The sequence below is a fragment of the Pseudarthrobacter sp. NPDC092439 genome (assembly GCF_044754945.1).
Lineage (GTDB): Bacteria > Actinomycetota > Actinomycetes > Actinomycetales > Micrococcaceae > Arthrobacter.
Window position 1 is genome coordinate 23,475 of the sequence record NZ_JBIVQB010000006.1, and the last position, 25,723, is coordinate 49,197.

Sequence of the window (25,723 nt, forward strand, 5' to 3'; positions counted from 1 at the left end):
CCGGGGACGCAGACCGGTGGCAGCCAGTCAGGCCTTCACGGCCAGGACGGGGCAGTCGGCCTCGAGGAGGATCCGCTGGGAGGTGCTGCCCAGGATCAGCTTTCCCACGGGGGTGCGGCGCCGCAGCCCGATCACGATGAGCTGCGCGTCGTGTTCCTCCGCGGCATCCAGGACCTCGGCGGCGGCATCGTGGCCGCGCACCGGCTGCCGGATGACGTGCTCCACGCCATGGATGGCCAGCCGGTCCTCGATGGACTGGATCTCCGGCTCCTGCGCGTAGCGGCTGTCCACCAGGGCGTCACCCTTGGAGGAATTGACCACCAGGAGGGTGGCGCTGTTCCTCTTGGCTTCTGCAATGGCCTGGGTGAGGGCGGCTTCGCCTTCGGGGGTCGGGACGTATCCCACCACGATGGTCATGGTGTCTCCTTTGTTGTCGCGTTAGGCTGCTTAGCCGCTGTGGTCGGCCGCGCCGGAATTGGCGGGCACCAGGGATTCCTTCGCCGGCCGCTTCCGCCGAACCAGCCGGAAGAGCAGCGGCCAGAGCAGGATGAGCCCCACGAGGACGTAAACCACGACGGCGATCGGTTCGCTGAACAGCCCTGCCGGGTCTCCGGCGCTGAGCTGGAGGGTCTTGCGTAGCTGCCCTTCGATGCGCGGGCCAAGGATCACGCCCAGGACCAGCGGCAGGACGGGCAGGCCGAAACGCCGCATCATGAAGCCCAGCGCGCCGAGCAACAGGAGGATCACCAGGTCGAACGCCTGGAGGTTCACCGAGTAGGCGCCAAGGGTGGCGAAGAACAGGATGCCGGCGTACAGGTAGGGACGGGGCAGTTGCAGGAGCTTGGCCCACAACGGTGCCATGGGAAGGTTGATCAGCAGGAGCAGCAGGTTGCCGATGAAGAGACTGGCGATCAGCGCCCATACCAGCGGCCCCTGGCTGGAGAACAGCTGGGGTCCCGGCTGGATGCCGTAGGTGGTGAACGCTGCCAGCATGACGGCGGCCGTCGCGTTGGTGGGCAGGCCCAGGGCAAGCATGGGCGTCAGGGTTCCCGCTGCCGCTGCGTTGTTGGCCGCTTCCGGGCCGGCCACGCCTTCGATGGCGCCCTTGCCGAACTCCTCGGGGTGCTTGCTCAGGCGCTTCTCGGTCACGTAGGACAGGAAGGTCGGAATCTCCGCGCCGCCGGCCGGAAGAGCGCCGAAGGGGAAGCCGAAGGCGGTACCGCGCAGCCAGGGCTTCCAGGAGCGGCCCCAGTCCTTCCTGCCCATCCAGGGCCGGCCTACGGGAATGACATGGAGGGGCGTGCGGCGCAGGTGGGCCGCAACCCAGAGGGCTTCGCCCACCGCGAAGATGGCCACGGCCACCACCACGATGTCCAGCCCGTCGGCGAGCAGGGGCTGGCCGAACGTGAGGCGCCGCTGGCCGGTGACCGAGTCCATCCCCACCAGGCCGATGGCAAGGCCCAGCGACAGGGACGCGAAACCGCGGAGCCGCGAGTTTCCCAGCACGGCGGTGACGGCGAGAAGTGCCAGGATCATGATCGCGAAGTAACTGGGGGCGCCCAGGCTCACGGCGAACTTGACCACCACGGGCGCGAACACGGCAAGAAGCGCCGTGCCGATGGTGCCGGCGACGAACGAGCCGATGGCCGCCGTCGCCAGCGCCTGTGCCGCACGGCCTGCCTTGGCCATCTTGTTGCCCTCAATGGCGGTGACGACGGAGGATGATTCGCCCGGCGTGTTCAGCAGGATCGAGGTGGTGGAACCGCCGTACATGCCGCCGTAGTAGATGCCGGCGAACATGATGAACGCGCTGGTGGGTTCCAGTGCGTACGTCACCGGGAGCAGGAGCGCAACGGTCATGGCGGGGCCAAGCCCCGGAAGGACGCCGACGGCGGTTCCGAGGATTACGCCGATCATCGCATACAGGAGGTTCATCGGGGTCAGGGCGGTGGCGAAGCCGTCCATCAGGGAGGACCAGATGTCCATTAGAGGACTCCTTCCAGGAGTCCGGCCGGGAGCGCGATGCCCAGGCCGAGGTAGAAGCCGTAGAAGGTCAGGAGCGACAGTGCCAGGGAGATGAGCCCGTCGCGGACGTAGCGGCGGCTCCCCAGGGCCAGCACGCTGCCCCAGAACAGCACGGTTCCGGAAATCACCCAGCCGGCCCAGTCGATCATCAGGATGTTAAGGATGAACGCGCCGGCCAGCGGCAGAACGGTCTTCCAGTCCGCTGGGTGGGTAAGGTCCACGTCCTCACCGCCTTCAGCCTCGCCCTGGCCGCCGCGGAGGACGTTGATGGCCAGGAGGACGGCGCACGCGACCAGCATGCCGGCCACGATGAAGGGAACGGTCTTGGGCCCCACCGGGTCAGACTGGGAGTACGGGGCGACCAGTCCGTTTGCGTCCAGGAAGACCAGGACGCCGGCAGCGCCGAGCAGGAGGGCTACCCCCAGCTCGGCGCGGCCTTTAAGGCTGGCAGCCAAAGAGCTCACGCCAGGCCCAGTTTCGTCAGGACGTCCTCCACCCGCTGGTCCTGCTCGGAGAGGAAGGTCTCGAACTCGTCGCCGGTGATGAAGGCATCAGTCCAGCTGTGGGTCTTCAGGGTTTCCTTCCATGCCTCCGTGCCGTGCATCTTCTCCAGGGCGGCGATCAGGGACGCCTTGTCCTCCTCGCTGATGCCCGGAGGGGCCACGACGCCACGCCAGTTGGTGAACACCAGATCGATGTTGGATTCCTTCAGCGTGGGGGCGTCAACGCCTTCCAGCCGCTCTTCGCCGCTGGTGGCAAGGACGCGGACTTCGCCGGACTTGATCTGCTGCAGGTACTCGCCCGCGCCGGAAGCGGCGAACCCGAGCTTGTTGCCGAGGATTGCGGGCAGGAGGTCTCCGCCGCCGTCGTAGGACACGAAGTTGACCTTGGTGGCGTCGATGCCCACAGCGCCGGCCAGCTGCATGGGCAGCAGGTGGTCCGGGCCGCCGGGGGAGGAGCCGCCGCCAACGGAGATGGAGCCGGGATCGGCCTTCCAGGCCTTCACCAGGTCATCGATGGTCTTGAACGGCGAATCCTTGCCGACCATGATGGCGCCGGGCTCTTCGATGAGGCGGGCCAGCGGGGTGGTCTCGGTCAGCTTGGATTCGGACTTGTTGGTGTAGCTTGCGCCCACCACGCCCAGGCCCATGAGCATGGCAAGGTCGCCGTTGCCCTTCTCGTTGACCACACGGGCCAGGCCAACGGTGCCGCCGGCGCCGGCGAGGTTGAAGACCTCGGTGTTGGTTGCGATCTTCTCGTCGTCGAGGACCTTCGCGGCTGCCCGGGCGGTGGTGTCGTAACCGCCTCCGGGGGTGTTGGGAACCATGATCTGAAGCTTGGTGATCGGCCCGGCTGCGCCGGTACTTTCCGAACCCGAGGTCTTGCCGGTGGCACCGCAGCCGGTAGCCATCAGGGCGATGCCGGCGGCGACGGCGGCAACTCGCAATGCGCGGATCTGGCGCATGGTATTTCCTCTTCTCGTAAAACTGGTCAGCACTGCTGAACGGGTATGTCCGATGCTAGGTTCGGCCGTGATGCCGGTCACTCTTGTGTACGCAGAGAAACTTAAGTTCATTGCGTTCACGCAGGACGGCGCCTGCGGGGGCCGCGCGGCGGCCCTGCGGTATAGTTCCGGTACCCGCGCCGGAGGCCGGGGAACCTGTGATCCACCCTAAGGAAACCAACACCAGTGACTCGACGAAGAGGAATGTCCCTGGCGGGACAGTACCTGGTGCTGCAGCTGCTGATCGTCCTGGCCGTGCTGGTGGGCGTGGTGGCCATCTCCCTGGCCCAGTCCGCCGCCACCTTTGAACGCGTGGAGGGGCGCCGGGCGCTTTCCGCCGCGGAAGCGCTGGGCAACAACCCGACGGTCCGTGCGCTGTTGCCCGATGCCGAACCGCGCACCGGGTCGGCGCTGCCGGCTGTGGCGGAGTCCGTCCGGACAGTCTCCGGGTCCGCGCAGGTGACGCTCGCACGCGTGGACCGCACCGTCGTCGCGTCTTCCGATCCGAACCTGCTGGGGCGGCAGCTGGAGCTTGGGCCCAGCCGCGTCATGGAAGGCCGGGCCTGGACCGGAGTGGTGGGCGGGACCCGCACCGACATCCTTTCCGCGCACGTGCCTGTGCTCAACGACGCCGGAGAGATGATCGGCATCGCCTCCATCAGCCGAAATTTTCCCACCGTCCTGGAGCGGCTGGGCGGGGCTGTTCCCAACCTCCTCACCTACCTGGGCGTGGCCAGCGTTCTCGGCGTTGCGGGCTCGCTGCTGCTGTCGCGGCGGGTCAAGCGGCAGACGCTGGGCATGGAACCGAGCGAGATCACGGGCCTGGTGGAAAACCGCGAAGCCATGCTTCGCGGCCTGAAGGAAGGCGTGGTGGCGCTGGACCTGAACGAACGCATCACGGTGGCCAACGACAGCGCCCGTGACCTGCTCGGCCTGCCGGCGGACTGCGTGGGAAAGAACCTGGGCTCGCTTCCGGTGGACCCGGCCCTGAAGACGGTCCTCACCCGCGACCAGCCGGACCCGGACCGGCTTGTCCTGGTGGGGGAGCGGCTGGTGGTGCTGAACCGGGTGCCGATCAGTTCGCGCGGCCGGCAGATAGGCTCGGTTACCACGCTGCGAGACCGGACGGAGCTGTCCTCCCTGGAGCAGGAGCTCGGGGCCACCCGCACCGCGACGGACACGCTCAGGGCCCAGGCGCATGAGTTCGCCAACCAGCTGCACGTGATCTCCGGGCTGATCCAGATCGGAGACTACGAGTCGGTGGTCCAGTTCGTCAACGGCGCCACGGTGGACCGCACCAGGCTCAATGACGAGGTCACCAGCCGGATCCAGGATCCCGCCCTGGCCGCCCTGCTGATTGCCAAGTCCAGCCTCGCCACGGAGCGGGGGGTCCAGCTGCAGCTCCTCCCGGACTCCCTGCTGCGCCCGGTCAGCGATGAGCTGTCCCGGGACCTCGCCACAGTGGTGGGCAACCTGGTGGACAACGCGTTCGACGCCGTCACGGGACTTCCGCAGGCTGCCGTCAGGGTGCTGGTGGCGGACAACGGGAAGCAGGTGACCGTGACAGTGCGGGACACCGGACCGGGCGTGCCGGCCGGAGCGGAGGAGGACATCTTCCGGCAGGGGTTCACCACCAAGGATTCCGGGCGCGACGGCGGCCGCGGCTTTGGCCTGGCCCTGTCCCGGGTGGTGTGCCGGCGTTCCGGCGGGGACCTGACCGTGGCCAACGACAACGGGGCGGTATTCACTGCCCGTTTCACCAGGAAGACAGCAGGATGATCAAGGTACTGATCGTTGACGACGATTTCATGGTGGCCAAGGTGCACGCCGGCTTCATCCAGCGGACCTCGGGGTTCACGGTGGTGGGAGCCGCGCACACCGGGGCCCAGGCCATAGCCGAGACGGGACGGCTGCGCCCGGACCTGGTGCTGCTGGACATCCACCTGCCGGACATCAACGGACTGGACCTCATGCACCGGCTTCGGGAGGTCGCCCCGGAGCTGGACGTGCTGGTGATCAGCGCCGCCCGTGAGGTGGAGACAGTGCGGAAGGCCCTGCGCGGCGGCATCGTCCATTACCTGATCAAGCCGTTCTCACAGGCGGACCTGCAGGAGCGGCTGGAGCATTACCGCAGCGCCTACCATGGCCTGGATTCGGCCAAGGATGTCGCGGAGCAGTCCGATGTTAACCGCGTTTTCGGCCTGGACCGCGTCCTGGGGCTGGACCGGCCGCAGCGGCCGCTGCCGAAGGGCTGCAGCGCGGAAACCCTGAAGCTGGTGGAGTCGGCACTGGCCGGCGCCGCCGGGGACCTGTCAGCGGCCGAGGTCGCCGAGCAACTGGGAACGTCCCGGGTGAGCGCCCGCCGCTACCTCGAATACCTGTATGACGAGGGGGCGCTGGAGGTGCGGCTGAAATATGGGGTGGGCCGCCCGGAGCGCCGCTACGTGGTCAAGGGACGCTAACCGGGGTCAAGGGGCAGCGACCGGGCACCCGTCATCAGCACCCCCGCGGTCAGCGCAGCAGTGTGTTCAGCAGCCGCGCGGCCACCCTGGCGGTCCGGCCGTCGATGTCGAATTCCGGGTTCAGCTCTGCCACGTCCAGGTGCAGCAGCTTGCCGCTCGCAGCCACCTGCCGGCACACCGCGCTGATCACCGGCAGCGGCACGCCGTAGGCGGCTGGTGCGCTGACGCCGGGCGCCACCGGCGCGGGCAGTACGTCCAGGTCGATGGTCAGGTACAGCACGTCGATGTCCGCCAGGAAGCCGGCCACAAAGGCCTCGGTGCGCTCCGCGGTGCAGTCCTCGTCCAGGAGGTACTGCACGCCGAGTTCGCCTGCCGTGTCGAAGAGTGCGCGGGTGTTGTTGGGTTCGGAGATCCCGACGACGGCGTACCGGAAATCGCGGCCGGCGGCGGCTTCCGCGCGGGCCATCTGGAGGAACGGAGTGCCGGAGCTTGCGACCGGTTCGTCGCGCAGGTCGAAGTGCGCGTCAAGGTTCAGGACGCCCAGCCGCCGGCCGCCCTTGACATCGGCCGAGGCGGCGACGCCGAGGTAGCTGGCATACGCGGTTTCGTGGCCGCCGCCGAGCACCACGGTGAGGTGGCCGGCGTCGAGCATTGCGGCGACGGCGCGTCCCGCGCGCTCCTGGCCGTCCTCCAGGGACCCGTCGGTGACGGCGACGTCGCCGGCGTCGGACACGGTCCTGCCCAGGTGGAAGGCGAGGGGGCCCAATGCCGCTCGGATCGCGGCCGGCGCAGCTGCCGCACCCTGCCGGCCCTTGTTCCGCCGCACGCCCTCATCGCTCGAGAAGCCCAGCAGGGCAGCCGGCCTGCTGGCCTGTGCCGCAGCGGATTCCGCCGGTCCGGAGTATGGCTGCACCGCCTGCCACCAGCGGCGGTGGGCGGCCGCGTCGCCGTCGTTCCTTCCGGTCCATGACTGGGGCGGGGTGTCGACGGCAGGGCTCACGGCTGGCATGGTCCAAGCTCATCAAACGGGCCCGGCAAAAACCAGCAGCGCCGCGGCCGGCCTGTCCGGAATCCAAGAACCTCAGGGCTTGCCATGGCACGGGCTATGGTGGAGCAACCCGACGCCGGAGGACGCCCCCGTGTTTGAAGCCCCCAGTATTGTCTTTGCCGCAGCAGGCCTGGCCGTGTTTATCGCCGCAGTACTGCCCAAGTTGCTGCGCAACATGCCGTTTTCCATGCCGATGGTGTTCCTGGGCGCCGGGATGGCGGCGTTCGCCCTAATTCCTTCGCTGCCCGATCCCGATCCGCTGGCCCACCAGGACTTCGTGGTGCACCTCTCCGAAGTGTGCGTCATCATTTCCCTGATGGGTGCCGGCCTGGCCCTGGACCGGCCCTTGGGACGGAAACGCTGGGCCACCACATGGCGCCTGTTGGGTGTGGCGATGCCGCTGTGCATCATTGCCCTCACCCTGATGGGCCTGTGGTTCCTGGGCCTGGGCCTGGGCGCCGCCCTGCTGGTTGCCGCCAGCCTGGCCCCCACAGACCCCGTCCTCGCTTCCGAAGTCCAGGTGGGGGAGCCGGCGGATGAGGAGGAAGGCTCGGACAAGGAGGACGAGGTCCGGTTCGGGCTGACCTCCGAGGCCGGCCTGAACGACGGCCTGGCTTTCCCGTTCGTCTACCTGGCCATTGCGATCAGCATCGTGGGGTCGTCACCGGCGGCATGGTTCCCGCAGTGGTTTGGTGTGGACGTGCTTTGGCGGCTGGCCATCGGGCTGCTGCTGGGATTCCTCACCGGAAGGCTGCTGGCAAGGATGTTCTTCTCCGCCAGGAAGGAGAGCCTCCGGCTGTCCAACCATTCGGAAGGGTTCGTTGCGCTGGCGGCCACGTTCCTGGCCTACGGGCTGGCTGAAATGGTGGAGGGGTACGGCTTCATTGCGGTGTTCGTCTGTGCAGTCACCGTCAGGGCCGCCGAGCACACGCACGGCTACCACCGGGTGCTGCACTCCTACGTGGAGCAGCTGGAGCGGCTGATGACGGTAGTGATCCTGGTCCTGCTGGGCGGAGCTATCGCACGCGGGATGCTGGCCGGGATTGGCTGGACTGAACTGCTGGTGGCCTTGGCGTTCCTGCTGCTGGTGCGCCCGCTGGCCGGCTGGCTGGGACTGCTCGGCGGCAAGACAGGGCCGCGGGAACGGATTGCGCTGTCCTTCTTCGGCATCCGCGGCATCGGCTCGCTTTACTACCTCTCCTATGCGTTGGGCAAAGGGGAGTTCGGCGGCCAGGAGGAGTGGCTGTGGTCATTCGTGGGGCTGGTGGTGGCACTGTCGATCGTGATCCACGGCGCCACCACCTCGCCCCTGATGAACCGGCTGGACCGGCTGCGGGCCAAGAAGGCCCGCGCGGTCGCCGGGGATGAGGGTCTCGCGCCCAACACCCCGGTCTAACCGGCCGCCGGGCTACATGCCCAGGGCGGCCTCGATGGGACCCACGGCAAAGAACAGCAGGAAGGCGCCGGCAACGGCCCACATCAGCGGGTGGATGTCCTTGGCGCGGCCCTGCACCGTGCGGATCAGCACGTAGGCGATGAAGCCTGCGCCGAGTCCATTGGCGATGGAGTAGGTGAACGGCATCAGCGTGAACGTCAGGAACGCCGGGATGGCGATGCCCCAGTCCTGCCAGTCGATCTTGCCCACCTGGGACACCATCATGAAGCCCACCACCACCAAGGCCGGGGCTACGGCCTCGAACGGCACCAGGTTGATCAGCGGGGTGAAGAACATGGCCACGAGGAACAGCACGCCGGTGACGATCGAGGCCACGCCGGTGCGGGCACCTTCGCCAATGCCGGCGCCGGCTTCCACGTAAATCTGGTTGGAGGAAATGGAGGCCCCGCCGCCGGCGATCGCACCCAGGGCGTCCACCTGGAGCACCCGGTCCACGTTGGGGATGTTGCCGTGCTCGTCCACGGTCCCGGCCTCGTTGGCCAGGCCCACCATGGTGCCCATGGCGTCGAAGAAGATGCTGAGCAGGATCACGAACGCCAGCAGGGTGGCGGCCACGAAGCCCAGGTGCTCAAACGCGCCGAACGGGTTGGCCTTGCCAATTAGCGACAGGTCCGGAGCGGCCCATCCGCTGAACGCGGGGGCCACCAGGGACCAGCCCTCGGGGTTGTAGGTCTTGCCGTCGAAGCTGGGACCGATCTTCAGCGTTAGTTCCAGGATCACGGAGATCACGGTGGAGGTGATGATGCCGATCAGGATGGCGCCCTTGACCTTGCGCACCACCAGGGCGATGGTGAGGACCAGGCCGAACACGAACACAGCGGTGGGCCAGCCCAGCAGCTTTCCGTCAAAGCCCAGCCCGACAGGGACGGTGGTGCCGGCAACGTCGGGGATGCGGCGGACGAACCCGGCGTTCACCAGGCCGATCAGCGCGATGAACAGGCCGATGCCCACCACGATCGCCGTCTTGAGCCCGTCCGGCACGGCCTTGAATACGGCGGTCCGGAACCCGGTGAGGACCAGGATCAGCATGGTCACGCCGGAGAGCACCACCAGGCCCATCATGTCAGGCCAGGTCAGTCCGGGATTGGTGGCCACGGTGACGGCTACAAAGGCGTTGACGCCCAGCCCTGTGGCCAGCGCGAACGGGTGTTTGGCCCACGCCCCCATCAGGATGGTCAGGATGCCCGCCACGAAGGCGGTGACGGCGGCAACGGCGGTGAAGCCCAGCGTGTTTCCGGCAGAGTCCGGGCCGGACAGGATTAGCGGGTTCAGTACCACTATGTAGCTCATGGCGAAGAAGGTGGCGAAACCGCCGCGGATCTCGCGGGAGAGGTTGGAGCCGCGTTCCGTGATCATGAAATACCGGTCCAGGGCAGAGCCTTGCTTAAGCATTAGTCCTCCGGGGAATTGTGTGGGGATACCAGAATCCTAAGGGCGCAGCGGCCGGGCGCCCCGCAAATGCGCCTAGTCTGTTAGGAAGCCAACACAGTCTGTTGGAACGCCGATACAGAAGGTACACGCCACCTATGGGTTCTTTCCGCCGCCGCCTGCCGGGCTTCCTGCTCGGCCTGGCCGTCTTCGCCGCCGCAACGCTGGGCCTGGCAGGGCCTGCGGCCGCGCACGACGCCGCCGAGTCCACCAGCCCCGCGCAGGGCGCCGCAGTGGCAGCTCCGCCGGCCGGGGTGTCGGTGACGTTCAGCCAAAAACCGCTGGGCATCGGCGCCTCCTTCTCCGTCAGGGACGCCTCAGGCGCCGAATGGGCTGACGGTCCGGTGGAGATCGTGGACAACGTGGCCACGCAGAAGCTGAGGGATGGCGGGCCGGCCGGTGAATACACCGTGGCGTGGCGGGTGGTCAGTTCGGATTCGCATCCCATCGAGGGAACGTTCAGCTTCACCGCTGCCGCCGCGGCACCGTCCGGAAGTACCGCACCGTCCGGAAGTACGACGGCGGCCGCTTCGGTCCCCGCCATCAGCACACCGCAGCCGGGGGTCACTTCAGAGCCTGAACCTGCCGGCGACGGGCAGCCGTTCCAGTGGAGCATCGTCATCTTCGCCGCAGTGGCCGTAGGGCTCCTGGCCACCCTCGCGTTCCTGGCCAGGCGCCGCCTTGGAGCCGGCGGCGAGGACGGATAGCCGTTTCCCTAGCAGGGCAGCATGGCCAGGCTGGCCGTTGCCGGATAAGCGTCGCTGCCCGGGTTGACCAGGGCGGAGATGGCCTGCCCCACCGTCTTGGCCTGGCGGAGGACCTCCTTCGGTGACGGAGTGATGAGCTCGCCCACTCCCACCAGGTGGATGCCCAGGGCCCTCATGGCGGCAGCCGGGTTGGGCCCCGCGCTGATGTCCAGTTCGCTCACCATCCGCCGGAGCTGGCTTTGAGCGCAGCGGGTCAGCACCACATGCGGCGTCAACAGGATGCCCGCAGAGGTGTGCACCTCCCATCCGGCAGTTCCGGCGCCCGGCGCGGCCGCTGCCCGGGCAAGCTGTACGGCCCGGATGCTGCGGATATCCACGTGGTGGCTGGACGCGTAGTTGCGCAGGTGCCGCAGGATCTCGTTGCGCTCGCGAAGGTTCCCCGAATCCGGCGCATCGCAACGCTGCTGGGAGCCCGAGACAGGGTGCCGGGCCGCGCTGTGCGGGTCCAGTCCGTCCACCACGATGGTGGCCACGCCCCGGCGGCGGAGTTCTGCCGCCACGGCAAGGCCGGGGAGGCCCGCGCCAACAATCACGGTGGTGGTCTGTTCGGTACCGGCATCCGCAGGCGTGCTTGACACTACAGGTTCGCTCCTTCGACGATTCGGCAGGTGCCGGCTTGCCGGCGCGCGTTCCGTCACCCCAAAGTCCGGCCGCAGCACGTTGTCCGGAAGCCCGGAAACACGGTGTGGACGGGCGCCCGGATCAACAATGTCCAGAAGACTACAGAACATTTTGCATGCTGGATAGTCCCCTCTCAGAAAAGATCTTTCCGCAGGTGAATGCCTCGGCGGCGGGTGGCCGCGGTGCTGCTGACGGCCGCGGCAGCCCCGTTCCGCCGCGGCTTGCTATGCCCCCGGGGACGGAGAATAGTGGGACGTGGAAGCAGTTCCGCCCCAAGCAGCCGGGGAGCGTTGTCCGGTGCGCGGGAGAGGGGCCGGTTTCTGGCAGAATAGCCGCAACATCAGGCACAGCAAGGAGGCGGCCATGGGCGCAGGAGAAATGCAGCCGGACCCCCGGTGGGAGGACGTCGCCGTTCCCGTAGCTCCGCGGGGTGTCGTGGTCGGTGTGGACGGCTCCGAACATGGCCAGTGCGCCTTGGTATGGGCCGCCCGCGAAGCCCGGCGCCGCCGTCGTCCGCTGCACATCGTCACTGCCTATTCCGTTCCCATCTTCGCCGCGTCCGGCCTGGACGGCGGCTACGCCACCGTCGACGACTCGGTGATCCGCGAAGGCGCCGAGGCCATCGTCCGGCAGGCCGCGGAGAAAGTCTCCGGTTATGACATCGACGTCACGTCGTCCGTGGAAAACGGCGACGCGTCAGGGGTCCTGCTGGAGATGTCCGAAACCGCGGAGCTGCTGGTTTTCGGCACACGGGGCCGTGGCGGGTTCGTGGGTCGGCTTCTTGGCTCCGTAAGCAGCGCCCTGCCGGCGCACGCGAAGTGCCCCACGGTCACGGTGCCGCTGATCTGTTCGGACCGGCTGGGTGAAACCACCGAGGACCGCCGCATCCGAGCCGAGCAGGCCAAGGCAGGCCACCAGCTGGTGGAGAACGTCGTAGTGGCGGGCGTGGACGGTTCGGAGCAGGCGCGCGTTGCCCTGCTTGAGGCCGCGGAGCAGGCTGAACGGCTCGGCGCATCGCTGCGGGTGGTCTGTGCCGTTCCGCAGTACAGCGGGTCGCTGGCCTGGGTGCCTGCCCCCATGGACCGCAAGGCCCTGTTCGATGACATTCAGGTCACACTGGACGCCGGGATGGCGTGGCTGCGCAGCCACTTCCCCAACCTCCGCATTGAGGGGCAGCTGAGGGACGGATCACCCGTGGAGGTGCTGGTCGAAGCCAGCAGGCATGTCGAGCTGGTGGTGCTGGGTACCCGCGGGCGCGGCGGCTTCACCGGGATGCTCCTGGGTTCGACGTCGGACGGCGTCCTGCACCACGCAAAAGGCCCAGTAATGGTGGTTCCGGACCGGGAGGATCCGCGCCTGGCGGACCGCACGCGGTTCGGTCCCGTGCTGGGCAACGACTGACGTCAGGCGTGCTGGTCTGATTCGTGCTCGGAATGGCTGGCCGGCTCCAGCTGGAACGTGCAGTGGTCCGTATCGAAGTGGGTGCCCAGGCACACGGCCAGCTTGTCCAGCAATTGGTCTGCGCCACGGGCGTTGAGCACCCCGTCCTCCACCACCACGTGCGCGGAGAAGACCGGGACGCCTGAGGTGATGGTCCAGATGTGGATGTCGTGCACGTCCGTGACACCGTCCACGGAGAGGATATGCTCGCGGATCATCTGCACTTCCACGCCCTTGGGGCTGGCTTCGAGCAGCACATCCACCACGTCGCGCAACAGGTGCCAGGCGCGGGGCAGGATCATCCCCGCGATCAGCACGGAGGCGATCGTGTCTGCCGCATGGAACCCGGTGAGCATGATGACCACTGCAGCAGCGACGACCGCCAGCGAGCCCAGGAGGTCGCCCAACACCTCCAGGTACGCTCCGCGGACGTTCAGGCTTTCCCGGTGGGGCCCGCGCAGGATCAGCAGCGAGGCGATGTTGGCGGCTGCGCCCAGGATGCCTGCGAAAAGCATGATGTCCGTCTGGACTTCCGGCGCGGAACCGACGCGGCGGATGGCTTCGGTGAAGATCACCACGGAAATCGTGATCAGAACCAGGGCGTTGGCCAGCGCTGCCAGGACTTCGGCGCGCTGGTAGCCGTACGTGCGCTGGTCGCTGGCCGGCCGACCCGCGATCCACGCAGCGAACAGCGCGATGGTCACACCTGCGGCGTCGGAGAGCATGTGGCCTGCATCGGCCAGCAGGGACAGGGAACCGGACAGGGCGGCGCCGACTGCCTGGACCAGGACCACCGCGAGCGTGATCGCCAGGACGGCCAACAGCCGCTTCCGGTGCCGGCCGGTGGCGGTCAATCCGGGTGTGTGGCCGTGGTCGCGTCCCATGCCTACAGGCTAGCCCCAGCCCAGCTCGTGCAGCCGTTCGTCGTCGATGCCAAAGTGGTGGGCAACTTCGTGGACCACGGTCACGGCCACCTCGTGGATGACTTCTTCCCGGGAGTCGCAGATGTCCAGGATGGCCTCCCGGTAAATGGTGATCCGGTCCGGCAACGACCCTGCACCCCACCAGGAGTCACGTTCGGTCAGCGGAACCCCCTCGTAGAGCCCCAGCAGCACGGTCTCCGGGTCCTCGTCCGCGTGCGGCACGTAGCGGTCCTCGATAAAGACGGCCACGTTGTCCATCGTGCGGGCAAGCCGGGGCGGAATGGAGTCCAGGGCATCGCTGACGGCCGCTTCGAAATCATCCGCCGACATGCTGAACCCGGCGTTGCGGCCGGGCTCCCACGGTTCGTGCGGACCGCCGGGAACGCTGGGCAGACCGGGAGGCAGGCTTGTTGGCATACCCCGACTCTAGCGCCGTACGGCAATTCCGCTCCGACGGCGGGTCAGGGCCACCCCCACCAGGCACACGGCGCCGCCCACCAGCGCCCACACACCTGGAACTTCGGCCAGCAGGAGCCACGAAATCAGAATGGTGGTTCCGGGTACCAGATAGGTGGTTGCGGCCAGTTTGCCGGCGTCCACCAGGGAGAGGGCGTACGCCCAGGTCGTGAACGCGATGGCGGTGGGGAAGATGCCCAGGTACACCAGCCCTCCGGTGGCCGCCGGCGGAGCGGCCGCCACCTCCGCCACCAGTTGTCCGGCGAACGGCAGGCAGCACAGCGCGCCCACCAGGATGCCAAACCACGTGGCCTGCGCCGCCGGGAACTTCCGCAGCACCGGTTTCTGGACGATCACGCTGACGGCGGCGAGCACGGCGGCAAGGAGGCAGAGCGCTACACCCGCCACGTCCGCCGTCGCGCTTTCCCCGTCAGCGGCCGGCCGCGTTGAGCCCAGCGCGATCAGCGCGACCCCCGCGAACGCCACGGTGCTGCCGATCAGCAGCCAGCGGGGGAAGCCTTCCTTGAGGAAGATGCCCGCCATGATGGCTACCAGGATGGGATTGACGTTGATCAGGAGGGCGCTGGTGCCGGCGTCCAGGACGTGTTCGGCAGCGTTCAGCGCCACGTTGTACCCGCCGAACCACATTACGCCGTACGCCAGGATGGGCAGCCACTCCCGCCCTTGCGGCAGCAGGCGGCTCTTGAGCAGTTGGGGCACCACCAGTACAGCGAGTACGACGGCGGCAATCGCGAGCCTGCCCAGCGTGAGGGAGCCGGGGGAAAAGTGCGGGCCCACAGCACGGATACCCACGAAAGCGGAGGCCCAAAGCACCACGGTCACCACCATCGCGGCGACGCCGAGGGCTTTGGCGCGGGCGGGCGGGGAAAAGGCAGCGGCGGGGCGGGCAGCATGCGTGATCGGGGGCATGAAGCCAATCTAGCTATGGCCGGGGACATCGGTCTGGCGAAAATCGGCCATGTCACGGCAAGTTCCTGCCAAAGTGCCGTTGCGGACGGTTTGCTGCCGCAGGGCGGCCTCAGCGCTTGGTGGCGGTCCACTCCAGGAGGCGGTCAACCGGCCACGCGGTCACGATCCGTTCGGCCGGCACACCGTTCCGTTCGGCCCGTTCCGCCCCGTACTGGAGGAAGTCCAGCTGGCCGGGCGCGTGGGCGTCGCTGTCGATCGAGAACAGGCAACCGGCCTCGAGGGCCAGCTGGATCAGCGGATCCGGCGGATCCTGGCGTTCCGGCCGGGAATTGATCTCCACCGCCACGTTGTGTTCGGCGCAGGCGGCGAACACCTCCCGGGCGTCAAAGTCCGACGGCGGGCGGGTGCCCCGGGAACCTTCCACGAGGCGGCCCGTGCAGTGGCCCAGCACGTTGGTATGCGGGGCGCGAATGCCGCCCAGCATCCGCCGGGTCATGGTCCTGCTGTCCGCCCGGAGCTTGGAATGGACGCTGGCCACCACGACGTCCAGCCGGTCCAGCAGCGCAGGGTCCTGGTCCAGTTCACCGGATTCCAGGATGTCCACCTCGATGCCGCTCAGCAGCCTTGGCCCGGCGCCGCCGCCACGGTTGAGTTCCGCCACCACGTCCAGCTGTTCCTTGAGCCGTTCGGCGGACAGTCCGTTGGCGATGGTCAGGTTGGGCGAGTGGTCCGTCAGCGCCACGTATTCCCGTCCCAGCACCCCGGCGGCGGCGAGCATGAGCTCGATCGGGGAGCCGCCGTCGGACCATTCACTGTGGCTGTGCAGGTCGCCCCGGAGCTGACGGGCCAGCTCCGTGCCCCCGCCGGCCAGGGGCTTTGCGCCCTTTTCCCGCAGGTCCGCCAGGTATTCCGGGACTTCGCCCTCCACGGCCTGCCGGATCACCTGGAAAGTCCGGTCCCCGATCCCCTTCATGGATTTCAGCCGGCCGGACACCGCCCGCGCGCGGACTTCTTCCTGTGGCAGCGTACCGATCACCGCGGCCGCCTTTCGGAAAGCCTGGACCTTGAAGGTGGCGGCGCGTCCGCGCTCCAGCCAGAAAGCAATCTCGTTGAGCGCAGCAACGGCATCCATGAGTCCATCTTCACCCGCAAATGGCGCGTGCGGACGGCATTTGCTCCCGATTTTGGTTAATGCGCGCCAAGGCCCTATAGTTTTAGAGTCCAGTTCGGAGAAACGCGAAGGACAAAGACGGAAAGCCCCGGCTGGAAGCCTTTTTCTTTGTTCCGGACAGGTTCTGGCCCCCATCGTCTAGCGGCCTAGGACACCGCCCTTTCACGGCGGCGGCACGGGTTCGAATCCCGTTGGGGGTACGCAAGGAACTGGTCAGGCAGGCTAAAAAAGTCTGGTAGGCTGGAAGCCTTGAAAAACGCGGTAGAGATACCGCAAAGCAAGAAACGCAAGGCCCTGTAGCGCAGTTGGTTAGCGCGCCGCCCTGTCACGGCGGAGGTCGCGGGTTCAAGTCCCGTCAGGGTCGCTCTGATTGTTGGAAGCAATTCCGGCCATCACGGTGACTAGTCACCTAGGCTCTGTAGCTCAGTTGGTAGAGCGTTCGACTGAAAATCGAAAGGTCACCGGATCGACGCCGGTCGGAGCCACCACTGGGAAGCACCAGTTCTTCGGAACTGGTGCTTTTCTTCGTTTAAGCCGGGATGTCGAATCCCGTGGTTCGCCTGACCCCGGCGGTGGCGGAGGGATAGGGTGGAACCAACAGAAGGGGAGTGCCTGATGGAATACCAGAACCCACAACCCGCGACCGGGGACATCCGTGAAGCTGCCGCGCCGCTGCCGCAGCAGATACCCGGCCTGGGCCGGACCGTTATTTCTGAAGCCGCTGTAGCAAAAGTCGCGGGCATCGCCGCACGCTCGGTGCCGGGCGTCCATTCACTGGGCTCGGGCCCCTCCCGCGCGCTGGGCGCCATCCGGGATGCGGTGGGCAGTTCCGACCACGCGGCCGGCGTCAACGCCGAGGTCGGCGAAACACAGGTGGCCGTGGACATTGAGCTGGTGGCCAGTTACGGCACGCCACTGCATTCGCTTGCGGACCATGTGCGGGCCGCCGTCTACCGGGCGGTGGAGGAACTGGTGGGCCTTCAGGTCATCGAGGTGAACGTGGAAATTACGGATGTCTATGTGCCGCCGCCGGTCAAACCGGTCACTGCGGCATCAGGAGAGCGGGAGGCGCTGCTGTGAACCTCACCATTGCGGGCGCGGCCATCGGGGCCTTCGTCGCGTTCATGTCGTTGGAATTCGGGCTGTGGGGCTTCCTGGTGTCGCTCCTCTTCATGGCCATCGGTGCGCTGCTGGGTCGCGCCGCCGAGGGGAAGCTGGACCTCCGCGGCGTCGTGGACGCAATCATCGGCCGCCGCTCATCGTCATGACGGCACCTGCGCCCCTCGCGCCGGCGCAGCGGCTGAGCGGCCACAACCGGATCAGCACGCAGGCGCTGACAAGCCTTGCCCGTACGGCCGCCGCCCTGGCGCTGGGGGTGGACGCGCATGACGTCCGGGTCCAATGGACGGACGACGACGGCCTGCTGGCGCTGTCCCTCGTCTCGCCTATCGGGGTCCCGCCTTTGCGGTCCGTCGCCCGGGACCCGGGGCGGGTCGCGGCTTTCGGCGGCTCCATCCGGGACCGTGCCGTGGCGGCAAAAGCGCAGATCATGTCCACCGTCACCGAGCTCAGCGGGGCGCAGCTGAGCAGGGTGGACATCAGGATCAGCGGGGCAAGGATCAGCGAAGGAGGTCGGGTGCAGTGAACGGCGAAGCAGCCCGCGGCAAGGCGTCCGGCCCGGACATGGGAAGGATAATCCACCGGGAAACCCGCTCTTCACGTGCAGTGGCGGCAACGGCCGCTGCCCTCCTGGTGCTGGTCGTTGCCGGATACGGGCTGCTGGAAGCCGGGGTGCATGCCATCGGGCAGCCGGCATGGCTGGTAGATCCACGCGTCGCGGGGGACCGGTTGGTGCGGCTCCCGGCCGGCGTTCCCGTGGGGCTATTGGCTGCCCTTGGCGCTGTCCTTGCCATGCTGGGACTGCTTTTCTTCCTGACCGGAATCCTCCCGGGCCGGCGGGCCCGGCATGTCCTGCGCGGAGCCGGGTCGGGGCCCGCCGTCGTGGTTGACGACGAAGTGATCGCCTCGGCCCTTGCGCGGCGGGCCCGGTTGGCTGCCAACGTAACCCCGGACCAGGTAATGGTGGTGGTGTCGCAGCGGCAGGTGCTGGTCAATGTCCGTCCCACCTCAGGGGTTCCGGTCGACCAGGAGGCGGTGCTTGCCGCGGTGCAGGACGAGCTGGACCAGATGGGGCTTGAACCTGCGCCGGCAGCCCGCATCAATGTGGCAGCCTCGGGGGTGATCGGGGCATGAACAGCACGCCAAGCATCCTCAACCGGATCCTGGTGTCCGTCATTGGCCTGAAGCTGCTGGCGATCGGCGTCCTGCTGATCCTGCTGGCCTACGTCCCCGGCGTGGCCGCCTGGTGGCACGGCTGGTCCGCCGGGGTCCGGACGGCAGTGGAAAGTGCCTTCGACTCAACCAGGTTCCCGGGCGGGGGCGAAAGCTGGCTGTGGATCCTCGTGGTGGCCGGCCTGCTGGTGGCCATCGGGCTCATGGTGGCATGGATCGCCCAGCAAGGTAAGGGCCGTGCCAACCTGCTGGCGGAAGAATACGATCCCGGTGAGGTTCCCGGCGACGTACGGATCGGCGCCGGGGTAGCGGAGCAGGCGCTCAAACACGCATTGGCAGGCCGGCCGGACCTGGCCGGTGCCGCGGTGACAGCGTATGACGTCAAGGGTTCTCCGGCGCTGAAGGTCCGGCTCCTGCCGCGTCAGGGGGTGGCCCCGCACCTGCTCGCTGCTGAGGTGACCGAACTCGTGGCCGCCCTGGACGATGTTGCGGGAACCAGCACGCCGGTGCTCATCCACATCGGCGCCGGCGCGCGGACGCGGTTCGGCCGGGCCGAACGCGTCCGCTGACGCGGCACGATGGTTCAGTTCTTAACGAGGTACCTCAGCTCTTGACGAGGTATACGGTGCAGTCCACGGGGACCTCCTGCATGCCGGTCCACTCGGAATCAGGTTCGAGTCCGCTGGACAGCGCCACCGTGTAGCCCTCCGGGACGGGCGCGGAGGCGAATCCCGTATTGCCGATGACCATGACGTCCCCATTGTGGAAGGCCAGGACACCGCTTTCGGGGGCGTGGCTGTCTGCCCAGGCGAAGCTCCCCCGTCCGAGCCGCCGTTCAGCGCGGAACGCCAGGGCAGCTCGGTACAGCTCCAGCGTGGAACCGGGATCGCCGTCCTGCTGGTCCGCGGCGTGCGGGCCGAAACTCTCGGGCTGCGGAAGCCATGGCGCCGCCGCGGTCAGGGAGTGGCTCCCGGAGAATCCGTAGCCGGGCTGTTCCGCTGCCCAGGGCAGCGGAACACGGCAGCCGTCCCGGCCGGTTTCGGCGCCCCGTGTCCGGAAGAAGGTCGGGTCCTGCCGTGCTTCGGCCGGGAGCGTGGTGTGTTCGGGCAGGCCAAGCTCTTCGCCCTGGTACAGGTAGGCCGAACCCGGAAGTGCAAGCGAGATCAGTGTGGCCGCCCGCGCCCGGGCCAGGCCCAGCGCGGCGTCAGGCTGTTCGTCGGTGGCCGCGATGCCCTTGGGGAACGTGGTGGGGTCCTTGAGGCCGAAACGGGTGGAGTGCCGGACGGTGTCGTGGTTGCTGAGCACCCAGGTGCAGGGGGCACCTACGGAGGCGGCCGCCGCCAGGGAGGCATCGATGGATTCCGACATCCGCTCTGCGTCCCAGCCGGCCAGCAGGAAATCGAAATTGAATGCCTGCTGCATCTCGTCCTGGCGGACGTAGCGGGCCAGCCGTTCGGCGGGTTCCACCCAGGCCTCGGCCACCATCATGCGGTCGCTGCCGTACTCTTCCAGCACGCGGTGCCAGTCCCGGTAGATGTCATGGACGCCGTCCTGGTCGAAGAACGGTGACGGCGGATACGTGGGGGAGACGGCACGGTGGGGCTCTTCTTGGTCGGTGTGCGCGCCGGGCGCATCCCCCGGCTGCATGGGTTCGCGGTGCACCTCGGTGCCCTCGACCATCGCGGCAGCACCCTCCCAGTCCGGCAGGCCGGCCTCCTTGACCATCCCGTGGGCCACATCCACCCGGAAGCCGTCCACGCCGCGGTCCAGCCAGAAGCGGAGCACTGACCGCATTTCCTCCTGGACCTCGGGGTTCTCCCAGTTCAGGTCGGGCTGCTTGGTATCGAAGAGGTGGAGGTACCACTCTCCGGGCGATCCGTCCGCCTCGGTAATCCGCGTCCACGCGGGGCCGCCGAAAATCGATTTCCAGTTGTTCGGTGCGCGGTTTCCGTCACCGGAGCCCGCGACCTCGTCCTTGCCCGGCCGGAACATGTAGCGGTTCCTTTGCCGGGATCCGGGCGGGGACGCCAGCGCTTCCTGGAACCAGACGTGCTCGTCCGAGGTGTGGTTGGGAACCAGGTCCACGATGACCTTCAGACCACGCTGGTGGGCGTCCGCCAGCATCGCATCGAAGTCCTCAAGGGTGCCGAACAGTGGGTCCACCTGCCGATAGTCCGCCACGTCGTACCCGGCGTCTGCCTGCGGCGACTTGTAGAAGGGCGAGAGCCAGATGGCGTCCACGCCGAGCTTCGCCAGATACGGAAGACGTTCGACGACGCCACGCAGGTCCCCCATGCCGTCACCGTTTCCGTCGGCAAAGGAACGGGGGTAGATCTGATAGACCACCGCATCCGCCCACCATTCCGTGGGGGTGGGTCCGGAGCTGTGGACGGGAGGGTTGGACATTTCGTTCCTCTCGGATAACTTTTTGATGTAAACGCTTGCATAACCTGCGGCAACCTTACTAGTGTGACTGTCACCACATCAACCTGCCTAGCAAGCGCACTGTCGACTTACTTGTCACTCAGCGAGGAGCTTCAAGCCAATGAAAACCCCTAAATTCCTACTGCCGGCGGCTACAGCCGGAATCCTGGCCCTCACGCTTTCAGCCTGTGGCGGCGGTGGAGGCGGCGGAACCACGGGCGGTGGAGGCGGTGACGCCGAAGCCAACCTCGACGGCCGCGGTCCCATCACGTACGTGCAGGGCAAGGACAACAGCAACGTGGTCCGCCCGCTGATCGAAAAGTGGAACAAGGCGCACCCGGACGAGAAGGTCACCTTCAAGGAACAGACTGACGAGGCGGACCAGCAGCACGACGACCTCGTGCAGAACTACCAGGCCAAGAACCCCAACTACGACGTTGCCAGCGTCGACGTTGTATGGACCGCGGAGTTTGCGGCCAAGGGCTGGTTGCAGCCGCTGAAGGATAAGATGGCCGTCGACACCAACGGCATGCTTGAGCCCACGATTGAAGCGGGTTCCTACAACGGCACCCTCTACGCGGCGCCGGTCTCTTCCGATGGCGCCATCCTGTATTACCGCAAGGACTTGGTCCCCAACGCTCCAAAGACCTGGGACGAAATGATGGAGATGTGCTCCATCGCCGAGAAGAACAAGATGGCCTGCTACTCCGGTCAGTTCAAGCAGTATGAAGGCCTGACGGTGAACGCCTCCGAAGCGATCAACTCCGCCGGCGGTTCCGTCCTGAATGACGAAGGCAAGCCGAACCTGAACACCCCTGAGGCCAAGGAAGGCATGGAGAACCTGGTTGAGGCCTTCAAGAACGGCAACATTCCGGCCGAGGCCATTACGTACCAGGAAGAGGAAAGCCGCCGTGCGTTCCAGGAGGGCAAGCTGCTGTTCCTGCGCAACTGGCCCTACGTCTACAACCTGGCCACCACTGAGGGTTCCTCGAAGGTGAAGGATGTGCTGGGTATGACGGCCCTTCCGGGCAAGGACGGTCCGGGCGCTTCCAGCCTGGGCGGCCACAGCGCAGCCATCAGCGTGTACTCCAAGCACAAGGCAACTGCCCTCGACTTCGTGAAGTTCCTGGTTGAAGAAGAGCAGCAGAAGTTCTTCGCTACCCAGGGTTCGCTCGCTCCTGTTCTGGGCTCGCTGTACGAGGATGAGGAACTTGTTTCCAAGCTCCCGTTCCTGCCGGTCCTGAAGACCTCGATCGAGAACGCAGTTCCGCGTCCCGTGACCCCGTTCTACCCTGCAGTTACCAAGGCGATCCAAGAGAACTCCTACGCCGCGCTGAAGGGTGAGAAGTCTGCTGAGCAGGCCCTGGCCGACATGCAGAAGTCCATCGAATCCGCCACCGCAGGATCGTAGCCTGAAGATGGCAACCGAATTGGGCCCGACGCCGGCGACCAAGCCGGCGTCGGGCGCGCCCCCCGTCCATCACGGCCCCAAGGGTGTAGGCGAGGATAATAAGATCCTCAGCCAGGGCAAGTGGGCCTCCTGGCTCCTCGCCCCCACCATCATCGCGCTGGCCATCGTCATCGTTTACCCGATCATCAGTGCCATCGTCATGTCCTTCCAGAAGGATGCGGGCCTGGATCCGGCCACAGGCCTGTTCACCGCCGGCGGCCCCGCCGGCATACAGAACTATGTGAACTGGCTTGGCCAGCAGTGTGCCGCACCCGGCGGCGGCACCATCGCCTGCCCCCCCGGTACGCTGGGCGGGCAGTTCTGGACCGCCACCGGCACCACGTTCTTCTTCACGGTGGTCACGGTAGCCCTGGAAACGGTGCTCGGTTTTTGGATGGCCATGATCATGGCCCGTACGTTCAAGGGCCGCAGCCTGGTCCGGGCCGCCGTCCTGGTTCCGTGGGCCATTCCCACGGCCGTGACCGCCCAGCTCTGGCTGTTCATGTTCGACTTCAACGGCATCATCAACAAACTGTTCAACGCCTCCATCCTGTGGACAGGCAGCGAGTGGCCCGCGAAGTGGGCCGTGATCATCGCAGACACCTGGAAGACCACGCCCTTCATGGCGCTGCTGATCCTGGCAGGACTGCAGATGATTCCGGCAGAGGTCTACGAGGCCGCCAAGGTTGACGGCGCCAGCTCCTGGCAGCGCTTCAAGCTGATCACGCTCCCCCTGGTGAAGCCGGCACTCATGGTGGCCGTCCTGTTCAGGACGCTGGACGCCCTGCGCATGTTCGACCTTCCATACATCCTCACCGGCGGCGCGAACAACACCACAACGCTGTCCATCCTGGTGATCAACCAGATCAGGCAAGGGTTCAACTCGGCCGCTGCACTGTCCACCATCACGTTCCTCATCATCTTCCTGGTCGCGTTCATTTTCGTCCGCTTCCTGGGTGCGAACGTCGTGGAACAAAGCGGTGCCACCGGTAAGGGGAAGAAATGACAACCTCAACTGCCTCCGCCGAGCTGCGGGCCGAGCAGGACAAGGGCCGCAAGGTCGCCCAGAACCGCGAAAAGTGGGCACAGGCGCGGACCTATATCAGTGCCGCCGTCATCCTTATCTGGTGCCTGGCACCGGCCTACTGGATGGTGGTCACCGCGTTCCGGGAAGTCGGATTCACCTACGACACCACGCCCTGGCCCACGCACGTCACCCTGGACAACTTCCTCACCGCCTTCGACACCTCGTTCGGCAACAGGTTTGGCCAGGCGCTGCTCAACAGCATCATCATCGGTGTCACCGTCACCGTGATCTCGCTGGTGATCGGTGTCTTCGCTGCCTACGCCCTGGCCCGCTTGAATTTCCGGTTCAAGTACCTGGTGCTGGGCTTCATCCTGGGAGCGTCCATGTTCCCCGGCGTTGCCCTGATCACCCCGTTGTTCCAGCTGTTCACCAACATTGGCTGGATGGGCACCTACCAGGCGCTGATCATTCCGAACATCTCGTTCGTGCTGCCGCTGACCGTCTACACCCTGACCTCCTTCTTCCGGGAAATGCCCTGGGAGCTGGAGGAGTCGGCCCGCGTGGACGGCTGCACGCAGGGGCAGGCGTTCCGGAGGGTCATCATGCCGTTGGCGGCTCCGGCGATCTTCACCACGGCGATCCTCGCGTTCATCTCCTCCTGGAATGAATTCCTGATCGCCAGCCAGCTGTCCAATGAGGCCACCCAGCCCGTGACGGTCGCTATTGCGAACTTTGCCGGAGCCCAGCCCCAGCAGATTCCTTATACGGCGATCATGGCCGCAGGCACCATCGTCACCATTCCCTTGGTGATCCTGGTCCTGGTGTTCCAGCGCAAGATTGTGGCCGGCCTGACGGCCGGTGCGGTCAAGTGACGGACGGCGCCTCCCGCTCCCGGCCTTCCGGCGGGGCGGGAGGCCGCAGCCGGTTGGTCCGGTCGGGCGAAGATTTTGACATAATTATCGGGTTCCTGGGCTTCTGGGCTTTGATTCTGCTGGTGGTCACCGTGTGGATGGAGATCACCGGCCAGCCCGCGCTGTGGTGGGCCCTGGGCCTGCTGGCAATTCTCCTGGCCATGTATGGAATGCTCCGGCTCCGGCGGAAGCTCCCTGCCCGCCGGTAGCAGCGTTTCCAGCGGGGCAGCGATGCCTTCGCGGGACAGGATCTTTGGCGTTGGGGGGTCAGTCGGGCGGTTGCCCGCGCCTGCAGGGAGTTATCGAGGGGAATCGTGGCACGAATGTCAGAGCGGTCGCAGCGAGGTGGCCACGCGGGGATCAGCATCGAGGACGTGGCCGCCGCCGCGGGGGTTTCCACCGCTACGGTGTCCCGGGCAGTCCGCGGGCTCCCCAGGGTTTCGCCCGCGACGCGCGAGAAGATCCTCGAAATCGCCGCAAACCTCGGCTATGTGGCTTCTTCCTCCGCATCCGGCCTCGCCACGGGGCGGACCCGCACCATCGGCGTGCTGGCACCGTTCGTGAGCCGCTGGTTCTTCTCCAAGGCCATCGAAGGCGCAGACCGCGAGCTGCATGCCCGGCAATACAACCTCTCGCTGTTCAACCTGGGCGGCCACGGCAGCAACAGGGAACGCCTCTTCAGTAAGACCATGGTTTACAAGCAGATCGATGCCCTGCTGGTGCTGTGTATGGCGCTGACTCCGGAAGAGCTGGACCACCTGCAGAAAATCGACATCCCCCTGGTGGTGGTGGGCGGCCACGTGGAGGAATGCGCGTACATCGGCATCGATGACTACGCCGCGGCATCCACTGCGGTCCGCCACCTCATCGACCTGGGCCATCGGGACATCGCCCTGCTGCACGGCGACGATGAGACGGACCTGAACTTCGACGTTCCCCGGGTCCGAATCCTGGCGTTCAAGGACGTCATGACGGCGGCGAACCTGCCCACCCGGCCGGAATGGGATGAGTGGGGCGACTTCACGGTCAAGAGCGGCCAGGAAGCGTTCCGCCGGCTCTGGGCACTCCCCGGCGCCAAGCCCACCGCCGTCTTCTGCGCGTCCGATGAAATGGCGATGGGCGTGATCTTCGAGGCGGCGCGGATGGGCGTCAAGGTGCCGGAACAGCTCTCCGTGGTGGGCATCGACAACCACGACTTCGCCGAACCGATGGGCCTGACCACCGTGGGCCAGCGGCCGGACGAGCAGGCCGAGCTCGCCACCAAGATGCTCCTGGATGAGCTGGACGGGGCCGCAGGCTCCGTCCGCTCCGCCGTCGCTCCGCACCAGCTCATAGTCCGGACCACCACGGCCCCGCCACAGGCCTGACGCGGAGCGATGGTCCACGGC

27 protein-coding genes and 3 tRNA genes are annotated in these 25,723 nt (G+C 66.9%); 18 read left to right on the forward strand and 12 right to left on the reverse strand.

Annotated features, from left to right (window positions below):
- Nucleotides 1–27: 27 nt before the first annotated feature.
- From ACIQCM_RS12820 to ACIQCM_RS12835, 4 genes are read right to left on the reverse strand one after another with little or no spacing between them, the layout of a single operon-like run.
- Nucleotides 28–417: a universal stress protein gene (locus ACIQCM_RS12820; protein ID WP_400606497.1), complete on the reverse strand. Its 390-nt coding sequence runs from the start codon at nucleotides 415–417 to the stop codon at nucleotides 28–30.
- A 30-nt stretch (nucleotides 418–447) separates the two neighbouring features.
- Nucleotides 448–1,986: a tripartite tricarboxylate transporter permease gene (locus ACIQCM_RS12825; RefSeq protein ID WP_400606498.1), complete on the reverse strand. Its 1,539-nt coding sequence runs from the start codon at nucleotides 1,984–1,986 to the stop codon at nucleotides 448–450.
- Complete coding sequence (locus ACIQCM_RS12830; protein ID WP_400606500.1) at nucleotides 1,986–2,489, reverse strand: tripartite tricarboxylate transporter TctB family protein; 504 nt, start codon at nucleotides 2,487–2,489, stop codon at nucleotides 1,986–1,988. Before ACIQCM_RS12830 ends, ACIQCM_RS12825 begins: the two co-directional genes overlap by 1 nt.
- The gene (locus ACIQCM_RS12835) at nucleotides 2,486–3,490 is read right to left on the reverse strand and encodes a Bug family tripartite tricarboxylate transporter substrate binding protein (RefSeq protein ID WP_400606502.1); all 1,005 of its coding nucleotides are present in this window, start codon (nucleotides 3,488–3,490) and stop codon (nucleotides 2,486–2,488) included. The genes ACIQCM_RS12830 and ACIQCM_RS12835 overlap by 4 nt, the downstream gene beginning before the upstream one ends.
- Before the next feature lie 243 nt (nucleotides 3,491–3,733).
- Here ACIQCM_RS12835 and ACIQCM_RS12840 point away from each other — a divergent pair, with 243 nt between their 5' ends.
- A complete protein-coding gene (locus tag ACIQCM_RS12840) occupies nucleotides 3,734–5,308 on the forward strand; it encodes an ATP-binding protein (protein ID WP_400606979.1) in 1,575 nt (524 codons plus the stop codon).
- A complete protein-coding gene (locus ACIQCM_RS12845) occupies nucleotides 5,305–5,991 on the forward strand; it encodes a response regulator (RefSeq protein WP_400606504.1) in 687 nt (228 codons plus the stop codon). The genes ACIQCM_RS12840 and ACIQCM_RS12845 overlap by 4 nt, the downstream gene beginning before the upstream one ends.
- Before the next feature lie 49 nt (nucleotides 5,992–6,040).
- Here the strand turns inward: ACIQCM_RS12845 and hutG are convergent, their stop codons facing one another.
- Nucleotides 6,041–7,000: a formimidoylglutamase gene (gene hutG, locus ACIQCM_RS12850; protein WP_400606506.1), complete on the reverse strand. Its 960-nt coding sequence runs from the start codon at nucleotides 6,998–7,000 to the stop codon at nucleotides 6,041–6,043.
- A 130-nt stretch (nucleotides 7,001–7,130) separates the two neighbouring features.
- Here hutG and ACIQCM_RS12855 point away from each other — a divergent pair, with 130 nt between their 5' ends.
- The gene (locus ACIQCM_RS12855; RefSeq protein WP_400606508.1) at nucleotides 7,131–8,435 is read left to right on the forward strand and encodes a cation:proton antiporter; all 1,305 of its coding nucleotides are present in this window, start codon (nucleotides 7,131–7,133) and stop codon (nucleotides 8,433–8,435) included.
- A gap of 12 nt (nucleotides 8,436–8,447) precedes the next feature.
- Here ACIQCM_RS12855 and ACIQCM_RS12860 read toward each other — a convergent pair whose 3' ends face one another.
- Nucleotides 8,448–9,887, reverse strand: coding sequence for an NCS2 family permease (locus tag ACIQCM_RS12860; protein WP_400606510.1), 1,440 nt, complete (start codon nucleotides 9,885–9,887; stop codon nucleotides 8,448–8,450).
- A 134-nt stretch (nucleotides 9,888–10,021) separates the two neighbouring features.
- Between ACIQCM_RS12860 and ACIQCM_RS12865 the strand changes: the two genes are divergently transcribed.
- Entirely contained in the window at nucleotides 10,022–10,630 is a 609-nt protein-coding gene (locus ACIQCM_RS12865) for a copper resistance protein CopC (protein WP_400606511.1), read from the forward strand.
- An 8-nt stretch (nucleotides 10,631–10,638) separates the two neighbouring features.
- Here ACIQCM_RS12865 and ACIQCM_RS12870 read toward each other — a convergent pair whose 3' ends face one another.
- Nucleotides 10,639–11,268 carry an FAD-dependent monooxygenase gene (locus ACIQCM_RS12870; protein WP_400606513.1) on the reverse strand — a complete coding sequence of 210 codons (630 nt, stop codon included), beginning with the start codon at nucleotides 11,266–11,268 and terminating at the stop codon, nucleotides 10,639–10,641.
- Nucleotides 11,269–11,674: 406 nt separating this feature from the next.
- Between ACIQCM_RS12870 and ACIQCM_RS12875 the strand changes: the two genes are divergently transcribed.
- A complete protein-coding gene (locus ACIQCM_RS12875; RefSeq protein ID WP_400606516.1) occupies nucleotides 11,675–12,712 on the forward strand; it encodes a universal stress protein in 1,038 nt (345 codons plus the stop codon).
- Nucleotides 12,713–12,714: 2 nt separating this feature from the next.
- Here the strand turns inward: ACIQCM_RS12875 and ACIQCM_RS12880 are convergent, their stop codons facing one another.
- From ACIQCM_RS12880 to ACIQCM_RS12895, 4 genes are all read right to left on the reverse strand, one after another.
- Complete coding sequence (locus tag ACIQCM_RS12880) at nucleotides 12,715–13,635, reverse strand: cation diffusion facilitator family transporter (protein ID WP_400606518.1); 921 nt, start codon at nucleotides 13,633–13,635, stop codon at nucleotides 12,715–12,717.
- A gap of 9 nt (nucleotides 13,636–13,644) precedes the next feature.
- On the reverse strand, nucleotides 13,645–14,091 hold the full coding sequence (locus tag ACIQCM_RS12885) for a metallopeptidase family protein (protein WP_400606520.1): 447 nt from the start codon (nucleotides 14,089–14,091) through the stop codon (nucleotides 13,645–13,647).
- Nucleotides 14,092–14,100: 9 nt separating this feature from the next.
- The gene (locus tag ACIQCM_RS12890; protein WP_400606521.1) at nucleotides 14,101–15,060 is read right to left on the reverse strand and encodes a DMT family transporter; all 960 of its coding nucleotides are present in this window, start codon (nucleotides 15,058–15,060) and stop codon (nucleotides 14,101–14,103) included.
- Nucleotides 15,061–15,169: 109 nt separating this feature from the next.
- Entirely contained in the window at nucleotides 15,170–16,192 is a 1,023-nt protein-coding gene (locus ACIQCM_RS12895; protein WP_400606523.1) for a PHP domain-containing protein, read from the reverse strand.
- Nucleotides 16,193–16,358: 166 nt separating this feature from the next.
- Here ACIQCM_RS12895 and ACIQCM_RS12900 point away from each other — a divergent pair.
- The 8 genes from ACIQCM_RS12900 (at nucleotide 16,359) to ACIQCM_RS12935 (ending at nucleotide 19,092) form a co-directional block, all read left to right on the forward strand.
- A tRNA-Glu gene (locus ACIQCM_RS12900) sits at nucleotides 16,359–16,431 on the forward strand.
- A gap of 90 nt (nucleotides 16,432–16,521) precedes the next feature.
- A tRNA-Asp gene (locus tag ACIQCM_RS12905) sits at nucleotides 16,522–16,595 on the forward strand.
- Nucleotides 16,596–16,643: 48 nt separating this feature from the next.
- Nucleotides 16,644–16,719, forward strand: a tRNA-Phe gene (locus ACIQCM_RS12910).
- A 127-nt stretch (nucleotides 16,720–16,846) separates the two neighbouring features.
- Nucleotides 16,847–17,311 (forward strand): Asp23/Gls24 family envelope stress response protein, encoded by a 465-nt coding sequence (locus ACIQCM_RS12915; RefSeq protein WP_400606526.1) that lies wholly within the window; start codon nucleotides 16,847–16,849, stop codon nucleotides 17,309–17,311.
- Nucleotides 17,308–17,499: a hypothetical protein gene (locus ACIQCM_RS12920; protein ID WP_400606528.1), complete on the forward strand. Its 192-nt coding sequence runs from the start codon at nucleotides 17,308–17,310 to the stop codon at nucleotides 17,497–17,499. Before ACIQCM_RS12915 ends, ACIQCM_RS12920 begins: the two co-directional genes overlap by 4 nt.
- Complete coding sequence (locus ACIQCM_RS12925; protein WP_400606530.1) at nucleotides 17,496–17,876, forward strand: hypothetical protein; 381 nt, start codon at nucleotides 17,496–17,498, stop codon at nucleotides 17,874–17,876. The genes ACIQCM_RS12920 and ACIQCM_RS12925 overlap by 4 nt, the downstream gene beginning before the upstream one ends.
- Nucleotides 17,877–17,914: 38 nt before the next feature.
- Complete coding sequence (locus ACIQCM_RS12930) at nucleotides 17,915–18,484, forward strand: DUF6286 domain-containing protein (protein WP_400606980.1); 570 nt, start codon at nucleotides 17,915–17,917, stop codon at nucleotides 18,482–18,484.
- Entirely contained in the window at nucleotides 18,481–19,092 is a 612-nt protein-coding gene (locus ACIQCM_RS12935) for a hypothetical protein (RefSeq protein ID WP_400606532.1), read from the forward strand. The genes ACIQCM_RS12930 and ACIQCM_RS12935 overlap by 4 nt, the downstream gene beginning before the upstream one ends.
- A 34-nt stretch (nucleotides 19,093–19,126) precedes the next feature.
- Here ACIQCM_RS12935 and ACIQCM_RS12940 read toward each other — a convergent pair whose 3' ends face one another.
- Nucleotides 19,127–20,929 (reverse strand): glycoside hydrolase family 13 protein, encoded by a 1,803-nt coding sequence (locus tag ACIQCM_RS12940; RefSeq protein ID WP_400606535.1) that lies wholly within the window; start codon nucleotides 20,927–20,929, stop codon nucleotides 19,127–19,129.
- Between the two features lie 139 nt (nucleotides 20,930–21,068).
- On the opposite strand from ACIQCM_RS12940, the gene ACIQCM_RS12945 reads away from it, so the two are divergent.
- From ACIQCM_RS12945 to ACIQCM_RS12965, 5 genes are all read left to right on the forward strand, one after another.
- Nucleotides 21,069–22,358 carry an ABC transporter substrate-binding protein gene (locus tag ACIQCM_RS12945; protein ID WP_400606538.1) on the forward strand — a complete coding sequence of 430 codons (1,290 nt, stop codon included), beginning with the start codon at nucleotides 21,069–21,071 and terminating at the stop codon, nucleotides 22,356–22,358.
- A 7-nt stretch (nucleotides 22,359–22,365) separates the two neighbouring features.
- Nucleotides 22,366–23,403 carry a carbohydrate ABC transporter permease gene (locus ACIQCM_RS12950; protein WP_400606540.1) on the forward strand — a complete coding sequence of 346 codons (1,038 nt, stop codon included), beginning with the start codon at nucleotides 22,366–22,368 and terminating at the stop codon, nucleotides 23,401–23,403.
- On the forward strand, nucleotides 23,400–24,296 hold the full coding sequence (locus ACIQCM_RS12955) for a carbohydrate ABC transporter permease (RefSeq protein ID WP_400606542.1): 897 nt from the start codon (nucleotides 23,400–23,402) through the stop codon (nucleotides 24,294–24,296). The genes ACIQCM_RS12950 and ACIQCM_RS12955 overlap by 4 nt, the downstream gene beginning before the upstream one ends.
- Complete coding sequence (locus ACIQCM_RS12960) at nucleotides 24,293–24,544, forward strand: hypothetical protein (RefSeq protein ID WP_400606544.1); 252 nt, start codon at nucleotides 24,293–24,295, stop codon at nucleotides 24,542–24,544. The genes ACIQCM_RS12955 and ACIQCM_RS12960 overlap by 4 nt, the downstream gene beginning before the upstream one ends.
- A gap of 105 nt (nucleotides 24,545–24,649) precedes the next feature.
- The gene (locus tag ACIQCM_RS12965) at nucleotides 24,650–25,702 is read left to right on the forward strand and encodes a LacI family DNA-binding transcriptional regulator (RefSeq protein ID WP_400606547.1); all 1,053 of its coding nucleotides are present in this window, start codon (nucleotides 24,650–24,652) and stop codon (nucleotides 25,700–25,702) included.
- Nucleotides 25,703–25,723: the final 21 nt, after the last annotated feature.